Annotated in this window: 12 protein-coding genes; 7 read left to right on the top strand and 5 right to left on the bottom strand. The window is 71.0% G+C overall.

From position 1 onward, the window contains the following. A partial coding sequence (locus tag F3J18_RS32340; RefSeq protein ID WP_166916170.1) for a PilZ domain-containing protein occupies positions 1-642 on the top strand: 642 nt, incomplete at its 5' end. A gap of 122 nt (positions 643-764) precedes the next feature. Here F3J18_RS32340 and F3J18_RS32335 read toward each other — a convergent pair. The 4 genes from F3J18_RS32335 to F3J18_RS32320 form a co-directional block, all read right to left on the bottom strand. Next, positions 765-1,049 (bottom strand): hypothetical protein, encoded by a 285-nt coding sequence (locus F3J18_RS32335; RefSeq protein WP_025098443.1) that lies wholly within the window; start codon positions 1,047-1,049, stop codon positions 765-767. A gap of 486 nt (positions 1,050-1,535) precedes the next feature. Continuing rightward, positions 1,536-2,072 (bottom strand): chromate transporter, encoded by a 537-nt coding sequence (locus tag F3J18_RS32330; RefSeq protein WP_013691653.1) that lies wholly within the window; start codon positions 2,070-2,072, stop codon positions 1,536-1,538. 10 nt (positions 2,073-2,082) lie between these two features. Continuing rightward, positions 2,083-2,655 (bottom strand): chromate transporter, encoded by a 573-nt coding sequence (locus tag F3J18_RS32325; RefSeq protein WP_025098444.1) that lies wholly within the window; start codon positions 2,653-2,655, stop codon positions 2,083-2,085. 180 nt (positions 2,656-2,835) lie between these two features. Continuing rightward, positions 2,836-3,858, bottom strand: a complete 1,023-nt coding sequence (locus F3J18_RS32320) for a LysR substrate-binding domain-containing protein (RefSeq protein WP_166916168.1) — start codon at positions 3,856-3,858, stop codon at positions 2,836-2,838. A gap of 112 nt (positions 3,859-3,970) precedes the next feature. Here F3J18_RS32320 and F3J18_RS32315 point away from each other — a divergent pair, with 112 nt between their 5' ends. After that, positions 3,971-5,056 (top strand): tartrate dehydrogenase, encoded by a 1,086-nt coding sequence (locus F3J18_RS32315; RefSeq protein ID WP_013691650.1) that lies wholly within the window; start codon positions 3,971-3,973, stop codon positions 5,054-5,056. A gap of 148 nt (positions 5,057-5,204) precedes the next feature. Then, a complete protein-coding gene (locus tag F3J18_RS32310) occupies positions 5,205-6,533 on the top strand; it encodes an MFS transporter (RefSeq protein WP_166916166.1) in 1,329 nt (442 codons plus the stop codon). A gap of 409 nt (positions 6,534-6,942) precedes the next feature. Here the strand turns inward: F3J18_RS32310 and F3J18_RS37950 are convergent, their stop codons facing one another. Then, positions 6,943-7,143 (bottom strand): hypothetical protein, encoded by a 201-nt coding sequence (locus F3J18_RS37950; protein WP_167219439.1) that lies wholly within the window; start codon positions 7,141-7,143, stop codon positions 6,943-6,945. On the opposite strand from F3J18_RS37950, the gene F3J18_RS37945 reads away from it, so the two are divergent. The 4 genes from F3J18_RS37945 (at position 7,136) to F3J18_RS37935 (ending at position 11,122) form a co-directional block, all read left to right on the top strand. Further along, positions 7,136-8,065, top strand: a complete 930-nt coding sequence (locus F3J18_RS37945) for a tyrosinase family protein (protein WP_205195653.1) — start codon at positions 7,136-7,138, stop codon at positions 8,063-8,065. The genes F3J18_RS37950 and F3J18_RS37945 overlap by 8 nt on opposite strands. A 96-nt stretch (positions 8,066-8,161) precedes the next feature. After that, positions 8,162-8,725, top strand: coding sequence for a hypothetical protein (locus F3J18_RS37940; RefSeq protein ID WP_205195652.1), 564 nt, complete (start codon positions 8,162-8,164; stop codon positions 8,723-8,725). Position 8,726: 1 nt separating this feature from the next. After that, positions 8,727-9,224, top strand: coding sequence for a pilus assembly protein (locus F3J18_RS32300; RefSeq protein WP_205195651.1), 498 nt, complete (start codon positions 8,727-8,729; stop codon positions 9,222-9,224). 281 nt (positions 9,225-9,505) lie between these two features. Further along, complete coding sequence (locus F3J18_RS37935) at positions 9,506-11,122, top strand: hypothetical protein (RefSeq protein ID WP_205195650.1); 1,617 nt, start codon at positions 9,506-9,508, stop codon at positions 11,120-11,122. The last annotated feature ends 166 nt before the right edge of the window (positions 11,123-11,288 follow it).

Genomic DNA, 11,288 nt, shown 5'->3' with positions numbered 1-11,288 from the left:
GAAGCGGCCCCTGCCGCGCCGCGCCTGAGCCTGCCCGCCGACGCGACGCTCGGCCTGCGCCGGCGCGCGGGGTCGACGCGCCAGATGAGCCGCTTCCGGGTGCTCGGCGTGCATCCGGCCGGGCCGCTGTTCGTGCGGCCCCTGCAGCCGCGCGCGGTGGACCTGACGCCGGGCGAGGCGATCGAGGCGATGGCGATCGGGCAGTCGGCGGTCTACTGGTTCACGGCCTTCGTCGAGGCGGTGGCATTCGAGCCGGCGCCGTACCTGATCCTGTCGGCGCCCGGCAACCTCAAGCGCGTGCGCGAGCGGCGCGATACGCGCGTCGCGGTGCGGCTCGCCGCGCGCTATGTGCTGTCCGGCGCGCAGGGCACGGGGCTGGTGCTCGACGTGAGCGCGAGCGGCCTGTCGATCGCGGTCGACCGGGAGCTGGGCAAGGCGGGGGAGAGCTTGCGGGTCACGCTGCCGGTGGCGGCCAGGGATGGCGCGGTGGAAGCGCTGACGCTGACCGGCAGCCTGCGCGGGCTGACGCATCAGCCCGAGGCCGAGCCGGCCTGGCTTCATCATGTCGCGCTCGACGCGATGGCCGAGGCGGAAATCACGCGCCTGAAGGCGGCGCTGTTCGACTGGTCCCTGTCCGCCTGAGCGGTTTGCCTGTTGTGTTATCTGCCTGGATCCTCGATCCGGGCGCCGGCCGCGAGGCGGGTGGCGAAGCCCGGTGATGCGCGATGGCGGCGCTGCCGCGCCATCGTCGTCCCTTTCCTGTGTCAGTGTGCCCGGCGAGTGCTGCGCGCCGCGGCCTCGAGCCGGCCTTCCTGCCAGACATCGGCGAGCCGGCTGCCGAGGCGATACGGATTCGGTCGGCGCGCGAAGTAGTCGGCCACGCCCTGGCGATAGGCGCCGTAGAGCGTGAGCGGCGGCAGGTCGACGCCGGGCAGTGCCTCGGCGCGAACCGGCGCTGCGCGGCGCGATTCCATGATCAGCGTGTCGCCGTCGATCACGTCGAAGTCGTTGATATCCAGCAGCGGGTGGGCGACGCCTGCGATGTCCATGTGAAGCTCCACATACGTGGTGATTGGCGGTGTTGCAGGCTTTTATGCAATAAGGATGCCAATCGAAAAAAACGTGTGGAATCAAGGCCTGGCTTTAACAAATGGGCTGGCGCGCGGTGGTGGTGTTACGTCCGCGTAACGTGACGTGAGGCGGTGACGTGAGGCGGTGACGCGAGGCGCCGGGGATGGTGACATCGACGCGGCGGGAGGGAGCGACGGAAGGGGACGAGGGGCGGCGCAGGATCGTCGAGGCCGTGGCAGCCATCGAGGCTGCGCGGACAAAAAGAGACCGCTCGCGAGGAGCGGTCTGCTAATCGTCTCAACTCTGCAGGTTGGGCACCTAGGGGCAGCGCCCAACGAATCCATTGTGTCCCATGACAGGCGGTTTGGATATGCGCTGGCGCTTATTTTCACGGCAATGTCTGTCGCATGTCGTGTTTTGGCGGCTGCGTGTCGCGCCGGTCCGGATCGCGCCGTGCCGCTGTTTCAGAGCACGCCCAGCGCATGCAGCGTCGCGAACAGCGCCGCGCCGCCGGCGATCAGCACCAGCGCGTTGACGCGGGTGCGCATCACCAGCGCGGTGGACACCAGCGCCGTGGCGATCGCGATCCAGCCGCCGTCGAGCCCCTGCACCAGCGTATAGACGGCTGCCAGGATCAGGCCCGCTGCCACCGGCCGCAGGCCCGCCTGCAGCGCGAGCTGCCAGGGCGCGTCGTGGTGCCGCGAGGTCATGTGCGCCACCGCGATCATCAGGAAGGCGGTCGGGCCGAACAGCGCGAGCGTGGCCACCAGCGCGCCGGCCACGCCGCCCACCTGGAAGCCCACCAGGGTGGCGAGCAGCGAGCCGGGGCCCGGCGCCAGGCGAGCGATCGCGAAATCGTTGACGAACTGCGCGTGCGTCATCCAGTGGTGGACGTCGACCACCTGCCGCTGCATGTCGGCGATGATGGTCTGGCCGCCGCCGACGGTGGCCACCGACAGCGGCGCGAACATGGCGAACAGCGCGTAGAGGGTACGGGACATGGTGCCGGCCTCAGTCGCCGCCGCCGCGCCGCAGGCGCCGGTACTCGTAGCCGACGTTGAGCACGCCGGCCGTCAGCACGGTCCACAGCACCGGCACCTTGAACACCGCCACCGCCACGAAGGTGGCCGCGAACACCGCGTAGGGCACCACGCGGCGCGGCAGGCGGCGCGCGGCCGTGAGCGCCATCGACAGCGACAGGCCGATCGCGGCGGCGGCCGCGCCGGCCAGCGCGATGTGCGCGATCGGGTAGCGCGTGATCTCGGCGAACAGCAGGCCGAGCAGCACGATCACCACGGCCGGCGGGAAGATGATGCCGCAGAAGCCGGCGATCGCGCCGGGCCAGCCGCGCAGCCGGTAGCCGACCCAGATCGCCAGGTTCTTCACGTTGACGCCGGGCAGCGCCTGCGACAGCGCCAGGCCGTCGAGGAATTCCTGCTCGCTGAGCCAGCCGCGATCCTGGACGAACTCGCGCATGAACCAGCCGCTCAGGCCGCCGCCGAAGCTGGTCAGGCCGATGCGGGAAAAGATCAGGAACAGGCCGAGGGTGGTCGGCCGCTGCGGGTCGGGCGTGCTGGCTGTCATCGGGAACCGGGCGGGCGGTGGCGGGCGGGGCGAAGTGCGGCTGCCTGCGTGCCGCACCGGCCGACGATAGCATCGCGGCGCGCCGGGCGGCAATCCGGGATGGTCGCGGGCAGGCGCGGCGCGGGATGCGGCGGGCCGCGTCTTGCCGTCTCTTGCCGCCTTTTGCCGCCTCGCCGGGCCTTATCGTGCCGGGCGACGGCGCTTGGGCGGCCGATCCGGTGTCGCGGCGTCGCGCGCGGCGGCCGGCGTGTCGCCTGCCGTTCTCGCCCTTGCCCCCGGCGCCGGCAGCACGCGCGGCTGGGCGAACTCCCCCGCGATGAAATCCACGAAGCTGCGCACCCGCGCCGACATCTGCAGGCGCCGCGGATAGACGGCATAGATATCGGCGGCCGGCGTTTCGTAGCCCGGCAGCACCAGCACCAGGCGCCCGTCGGCCAGGTAGTCGTGGATATCCCATTCGGCGCGCATCAGGATGCCGTGCCCGTCGAGCGCCCACTTGACGGCGATCTCGCCGTCGTTGGTGGTGAGGCTGCCGCCGATGCGCACCGCCTCGGTGGCGCGCGCGGCGCCGCGTGCCTGGGTCAGCCGCCAGACGCCATAGGCCTCGTCGCCCTGGCGGATGCCGATGCAGTTGTGGCGCGCCAGGTCGGCCGGCTTGCGCGGCATGCCGCGCTCGGCCAGGTAGGCGGGCGAGGCGCACAGCAGCCGCCGGTTCGGCGCGAGGCGCCGCGCCACCACGCGCGTGTCGGGCGGCTCGCCGAAGCGGATGCAGACGTCGAAGCTGTCGTCGGTGAGCGGCGGCGGTGTGACCGACAACTGCAGCTGCACCTCCACCTCGGGATAGCGCCGCGCGTAGCGCGAGATGGCGGGGCCCACCGCGCTGCGCCCGAAGCCGAGCGTGGCGTTCACGCGCAGCAGGCCGCGCGGCCGGTCGTTCGAGCGCGACAGCAGCTCGCCCAGTTGCTCGATCTCGTCGAGGATGCGCCGCGCGCGCTCCAGGTAGACCTCGCCCTCGGGCGTGAGCGCCATGCGCCGGGTGGTGCGGTTGACCAGCGCGACGCCGGCGCGCTGCTCCATCTGCGCCAGCCGCTTGCTGACCGCGGCCGGCGTCAGGCCCAGCTCGCGCGCGGCGGCGCTGAGGCTGCCGGAGGCGGCCAGCGTCGAGAAGAAGGCCAGGTCGGCGGGCTGGACGGCATCGCTCACGTCGCTCACTTGTGAATGGAAGTTAAAGATGCTTTGAGTCTAGCACCGGTTTTCGCGGCGGCCGGCGCGTTACCGTCTGTCCACCAACAGACAGTCAATCGGAGACACCCGCATGAAGACCTACCGGATCGCCACCATTCCCGGCGACGGCATCGGCAAGGAAGTGATTCCCGCCGGCCGCCGCGTGCTCGAGGCGCTGGCCGCCGCCGACGCCGGCTTTCGCTTCGACTTCGAGGATTTCGACTGGGGCGCCGACTACTACCGCCAGCACGGCGTGATGATGCCGGCCGACGGCCTCGACGCGCTGCGCGACAAGGACGCGATCCTGTTCGGCTCGGCCGGCGACCCCGACGTGCCCGACCACATCACGCTGTGGGGCCTGCGCCTGAAGATCTGCCAGGGCTTCGACCAATACGCCAACGTGCGGCCGACGCGGATCCTGCCCGGCATCGACGCGCCGCTCAAGCGCTGCGGCCCGGGCGACCTCGACTGGGTGATCGTGCGGGAGAACTCGGAAGGCGAATACGCGGGCGTGGGCGGGCGCGTGCACCAGGGCCACCCGATCGAGGCGGCCACCGACGTGTCGATGATGACGCGCGCCGGCGTCGAGCGGATCATGCGCTTCGCGTTCCGGCTCGCGCAGTCGCGGCCGCGCAAGCTGCTGACGGTGATCACCAAGAGCAATGCGCAGCGCCACGCGATGGTGATGTGGGACGAGATCGCCGCCCAGGTCGCCAGGGAATTCCCGGACGTGAAGTGGGACAAGGAGCTGGTCGACGCCTCCACGGCGCGCATGATCAACCGCCCGGCCTCGCTCGACACCATCGTCGCCACCAACCTGCACGCCGACATCCTCAGCGACCTGGCCGCCGCGCTGGCCGGCAGCCTGGGCATCGCGCCGACCGGCAACATCGATCCCGAGCGCCGTTATCCCTCGATGTTCGAGCCGATTCACGGCTCGGCCTTCGACATCATGGGCAAGGGCATCGCCAACCCGATCGGCACCTTCTGGTCGGTGGTGATGCTGCTCGAGCACCTGGGCGAGCCCGAGGCGGCCGCGCGCGTGATGCGCGCCGTCGAGGCGGTGACCGCGAACCCGGCGCTGCATACCGGCGATCTCGGCGGGCAGGCCCGCACCGAGCAGGTGACCGAGGCGGTCTGCGCGCTGGTGGCGCACGGCGCGGCGGTGGCCGCCTGAGCAAGCCGCAGGCGGCGCGCCCCGGCTGCACGGCGGCGAGGGCGCGCCGCTATCGCGATCAGGGCCGAGCAGGATCGACGAGAGCCCGACGCACCCGAACATCCGGCCCGCGGCGCGATGCCGTGCCGCGTGGCCGCAGGAGACATGCATGCAAACCGATCTCGAGCGCCGCGTCACCCGCAAGCTCATGTGGCGGATCATTCCGTTCGTGATGCTGCTTTACTTCGTCAGCTTCCTGGACCGCGTCAACGTCGGCTTCGCCGCGCTGACCATGAACGCCGAGCTGGGCCTCACGCCCACCGCCTTCGGCCTGGGCGGCGGGCTGTTCTTCATCGGCTACTTCCTGTTCGAGGTGCCGTCCAACCTGATCCTCAGCAAGGTCGGCGCGCGCGTCTGGATCGCGCGCGTGATGATCTCCTGGGGCATCGTCTCGGCGGCCTCGGCGCTGGTCACCGGGCCGGCCAGCTTCTACTCGGTGCGCTTCCTGCTCGGCGTGGCCGAGGCGGGCTTCTTCCCCGGCATCATCTACTACCTCGCGCAGTGGTTCCCGACGCGCCAGCGCGCGGTCGCGGCGGCCTGGTTCATGGCGGCCGCGCCGATCTCGACGGCGCTCGGCTCGCCGCTGTCGGGCGCGATCATGCAGCTGCCGCCGATGTTCGGCCTGGCCGACTGGCAACTGCTCTACGTGATCGAGGCGGTGCCGGCGGTGATCCTCGGCTTCGTGGTGCTGCGCGCGCTGACCGACCGGCCCGCCGACGCGCGCTGGCTGGCCGACGAGGAACGCGCCTGGCTGATCGACAAGCTCCGCGGCGAATCCGATGCGCGCCAGGCGCGCGTGGGCCACACCATCGGCCCGATCGCCGCGCTGCGCGACCCGCGCGTGCTGGCGCTCGCGCTGATCTACTTCGGCACCTCGGCCGGGCTCTACACGCTCGGGCTGTGGGCGCCGCTGATCATCCGCCAATACGGCTTCGGCAGCCTGCAGACCGGCTTGCTGAACGCGATCCCGAGCGTGCTCGCGGTGGTGGCGATGATCCTCTGGGCGCGCCATTCGGATCGCAGCGGCGAGCGCACCTGGCACGTGGTGATTCCCTGCGCGCTGGCCTGCGTCGGCTTCGTGTTCGCGGGCGGCTCGAGCACCATCGTCGGCGTGATCGCCGCGCTGGTGGTCGTCAATGTCGGCATCAGCGCCGCCAAGGCGCCGCTGTGGGCGATGCCGAGCCTGTTCCTGTCGGGCTCGGGCGCGGCGGCCGGGATCGCGATGATCAACTCGATCGGCAACCTCGGCGGCTTCGTCGGGCCGTTCGCGATCGGCTGGCTCAAGGGCGTGACGGGCGGTTACGCGGCCGGCCTCTACGTGGTGGGCGCGAGCCTCGCGCTGTCGGCGGTGCTCACCCTGGTGCTGGCCCGGCAGTCGCGGCAGGCGACGCCGGCGGCTGGCGCGGCCGCGCTCGCGGCGGGGCGGCGCGAGCGCTGAGCCACCGACTCGCCGGATCGAAAGCGGGCGGCGCCGGAAGCGGTGCCGCCCGTTGCGCATGCCGGCCCATGAATGGTGACGAGCGGGTCGCGATTTCACTTGTTTTCGATTCCGTTCGCGAATCGGAAAACATAGGTAATTGTTAATCGAGGATTTTTCGTCCCGAGGAGCGGCGATTATCTCGATCTTCGTTTCCAAAATAAAAACGACCGGCGCCGGCATTGAGTAAATCGCACGAAGCCAGTGCCTGCAAGGCTTTCGTCCGGATCGAGATTGCCGTTGGTGTGATTGTTTTCGTTGATTTCCGTCGATCCCGCTCCTACTATCCATTCAAACAAAATCCTGAATCCGTCCACCGGCGAATCGCTCGACGATTTACCGGATCTCGAATCCGGACGATTCCTGTCGATCAGGCATTCGCATTTCCCGTTTGATGTCGAAGGACGCGCGCCGCGCATCTTGCCGCGTCGCGCATGCAGACGGCCGTGCCCGCGATCTGCCGTGGGCCACGGATTTCGTGAAAAGCCAGGAGGGACCACAGGATGTCGAACACCACACGCCGCGATTTTCTGATGACGGCCGGGGCAGCCGTCGGCGCATCGATGCTCATGCTGAACGGCAAGCGCGTGTTTGCCGAGGAGGCCGCGAACGCGGCGGCGGCGCGCTACCGCCGCTACAACGTGACCAGCGCCGACGGCCAGCGCATGCTGCGCAGCTATGCGCGCGGCATCGCCGCGATGCTCGCGCTGCCGGCCACGCATCCGCAGAACTGGTTTCGCAACGCCTTCATCCACATGATGGATTGCCCGCACGGCAACTGGTGGTTCTATGTCTGGCACCGCGGCTACATCGGCTATTTCGAGCAGACCATCCGCAACCTGAGCGGCGACGCCTCGTTCGCGCTGCCCTATTGGGACTGGACGCAATTGCCCGAGATCCCGGCCGCGATGTTCGACGGCGTGCTGACGCCGACCGACGCCGCCTACGTGCCCTACACGGGCAACCTGGCGCGCTTCACGAGCTTCATCCAGCCGGCGCTGCAGGACTACTGGAATAACCGGCTCACCGGCTTCCAGCGCGCCCAGCAGCGCGCGCGGGGCTATGCCGTGTTCAACCAGCTCTGGGATGACGTGACGGGCTTCAGTGCCTCGATGAACGCCGGCATCTCGGGCAACATGGCCTATGCGATCACCTGCGGCGCTCGCTACCTGTCGCGCGACAATCCGAAACTCGACTCGAAGACGGCCTACGACGTGTCGCCCGGCGTGATCCGCTCCGGGCTGCAGCCGACGCTGTTCTACAGCCCCGACATCGGTAACAGCTTCACCAGCTCGCGCACCAGCTCGCATGTGATCCAGCCCGACGGCACCACCCAGTTCTCGATCCTCGAGGGCCTGCCGCACAACAAGGTGCATAACTACATCGGCGGCGTCGGGCCGGTGTCGCCGGGGCCGTTCGGCAACATGACCAACTTCCTCTCGCCGGTCGACCCGATCTTCTTCCTGCATCACGCCAACATGGACCGGCTGTGAGACGTCTGGACCCGCAAGCAGCTCGCCTACGGGCGGCCGACGCTGCCCACCGGGGCCGACTGGAATTCGTTCGCCTCGGACCCGTTCCTGTTCTACGTGAATGGCGCGGGCCAATACGTATCGGGCTCGGCGGGCGACTACGTGAACATGTCGAAGTTCGACTACGACTACCAGCCGGGCTTCGGCCTGGATGCCGGCGAGCAGCGCGAGCGGGCGGCGCGCAAGGCGCTGGGCCTGAAGGGCGTGCTCAGCGCCTCGGGCGCGTCGGTGGCCGTGCCGACCGAGCTGATCCGCTCGTATCTCGGCGACGAGCAGCAGCCGGCGCCGATCGCGAGCATCACGCTGCCGCGTCCGGAAGGCGATTCGATCGATCGCGAGTTCGACGTGCTGGTCAACGCCCCCGCCGACGTCACCCGGGTCGAGGCCGACAGCCCGTATTACGCGGGCACGGTCGCGTTCTTCGGGCCGACCATGCACGGCATGAAGATGGCGCACGACGCGACCTTCGCCTTGCCGCTGCCGAGGGCGCTCGGCGCGTTCGCCAACCTGAGCGGCGCCGCCGCGAGCGCGAGGCTGGACGTCAGGGTGGTCCCGTCGGGGGCGGCCGGCGGCAAGCCGCTGCCCTTGCGCGGGCTGTCGGTGCAGACGCAGGAGCAGTAGCGTGCGGCGAGGCGCGGCCGGCTGGCTCGCGCTGGTCGGCCTGCTGCTGTGCGGCGTGGCCGCGTGGCGCGCGCAGACGCTGATCGTCAGGCTGCAGGCGCTCGACGCGCAGACCGCGCGCATCGTCGAGCGCAACGAGCGGATCCTGCGCGCGGCGCAGCGCGTGCACCGCGAGCCGGTCGACGCCAAGCAGGCGGCGGCCGTCAACCTGGCGGTGGCGCGCCTGAACCTGCCCTGGGACGCGCTGCTCGATTCGATCGAGGCGGCCACCCCGGCGCAGATCGCGCTGATGAGCATCACCCCCGAGCCGGCGCGCGCGTTGATCCGCATCGAGGCCGAATGCGCGGGCAGCCAGGACCTGCTCGACTACCTGGCCGCGCTCGGCAGGCAGCCGCTGCTGGGCCGCGTGACGCTGACCCGGCACGAGCTCGTGAAGGACGGCATGGACCCGGTGCTGCGGTTCCAGGTCGAGGTGCAATGGCGGGGGAGCGGATCGTGAACCTGCAATCCCTCGCGCGCGGCTTGCTGCGGCTGCGCCTCGCGCTGGCGCGCTTCGGCACCGGGCCCCTGGCGGCCGGCGCGGCGCTGGTCTGCGCCGCGCTGCTGTGGCTCGGCGTGCTGCCCGGCATGGCCGCACGCGTCGAGGACGAGACGCGCTCGGCGGCGCGCCTGGCCACGCTGCCGCCGCCCAAACCGGTGATCTCGGCGCCCGAGCTGGCCGCCGATCGGCTGGCCGGCTTCTATCGCGGGCTGGGCGATTCGGCGCACACCGGCGAGATCGTGACGCGCCTGTTCGAGGCCGCGGCCGCGGCCGGCGTCACGCTCGACAAGGCCGAGTACAAGCCGGGGCACGACACGCCCGGGCGCTTCGATACCTACACCATCGTGCTGCCGGTGAAGGGCGATTACGCGAAGCTGCGGCTGTTCAGCGAGAAGGTGCTGCTGGCCGTGCCCTACGCGGCGCTCGACGACATGCGCTTCAAGCGCGGCTCGGCCAACGATGCCGGCGTGGAGGCGAACCTGCGCTTCACGGCTTTCCTGCGACCGGTGACGATCGCGCCGCTGAGCGCGTCGGAGGTGGCGGCGATCGAGGCGGCGGGGGCGGCTTCCGGTGCTTCGGCGACGGCGGTGGCCGGTGCGCCTGCGAGTGGGGTGGCGGCGGCAAGCGCGGCTTCGGCGAGCGGGGCGGCGGTCGCGGTTTCGGCGGTTGCGGCGAAGTCGGCGGCAGCGATGCCGCAAGCCGCGTCGACGATCGATACGACCCGGCGCGCGCTGGCATCCGGTGACGGTTTCGTGCCGCTGCCGACCTCGGGCGCGGTGAGCCCGCATCCGCTGGCGGTGGTGCCGGTGAATGCGCAGGCGCATGGCGAGGCGACGGCGGCCAAGCCGGTGAGCGCGGTGACGTCGGTGCCGAAGTCGCCGGTGACGCTGCCGGCGCTGGCGACGGCAACGCACGCAGCGCGGCAGCCGGGCGAGCGTGGTGAGACGGTGTCTCCGGCGGTGCCGGCGGTTCACGCCGCCGTCGCGCGCGACACGAAACCCGTGGCGCCGGCGACGGCAAGTCGAGCGGCGCCCGCACCTGGCGCGGCTGGCATCGCGATGCCGGTTCCGGTGGCGGCACCGGCTCGCGGCGTGGTAGCGAAGCGCGCGGCGACGATGCCATCGGCCGCTTCGGCTCCCGGTGTGATTGCGAAGCCAGAAAACGCGAAGGCGGCTGGCTCGGCGATTCCGCAGGCGGCCGAGGCAAAGGCGACGCTAGGCGGCTCGGCGCGCATGGCGGCCTTGGCCGCCGAGTCGGCGACGCCGCATGCGGATCAGGCAAAGGCGACGCTCGGCGGCTCGGCGCGGATGGCGGCCCTGGCCGCCGAATCGGCGACGCCGCATGCGGATCAGGCAAAGGCGACGCTCGGCGGCTCGGCACGCATGGCGGCCTTGGCCGCCGAATCGGCGACGCCGCACGCGGACCAAGCCAAGGCGACGCTCGGCGGCTCGGCGCGCATGGCGGCCCTGGCCGCCGAATCGGCGACGCCGCACGCGGACCAAGCCAAGGCGACACTCGGCGGCTCGGCACGCATGGCAGCCCTGGCCGCAGCTACCGCATCGGCTCCATCGCCCCATTCCCCGGAAGCAAAACCCGCTTCCGCCGTCGCGGCTCGCCCGGCCGCCGCTTCCGCCTCGTCGCCCACGCGTGCCATCGAAGCGCCATCCCGGCCCATCGATACGACGCCCGCGGCGAGCGCCATCCCCGCCTCGGCCGCCGCGCCGGTGCATGTGATCGACCTGAGCGCCCAGCCCGGCGGCTCGACGCGCCGCTTCACCGAGATCGCGATCGTCTCGCCGGCCGGTGCCGCGCCCGCCTCGGCCGCCTCCGCGCCGCTAGAGGGAGGCGCGCCATGAAGAAGCCGCAGCCCAAGCACATCGTGATGGCCGCGCTGTTCGCGGCCTGCGCGCTGGTGCTGGTGTTCACCCACCACGACGCCGACGACGAGCTGGTCGAGGCCACCCCGCGCCCGGCCCAGCCGAGCGTCGCGCAAGCCGCGCCGCGCGGCGCCGATGCCGAACG

Source organism: Burkholderia sp. Ax-1720, assembly GCF_011753035.1.
GTDB lineage: Bacteria > Pseudomonadota > Gammaproteobacteria > Burkholderiales > Burkholderiaceae > Burkholderia > Burkholderia gladioli.
The sequence above is the reverse complement of the archived record's forward strand: the minus strand, read 5'-3'. Positions and strand labels throughout refer to the sequence as shown.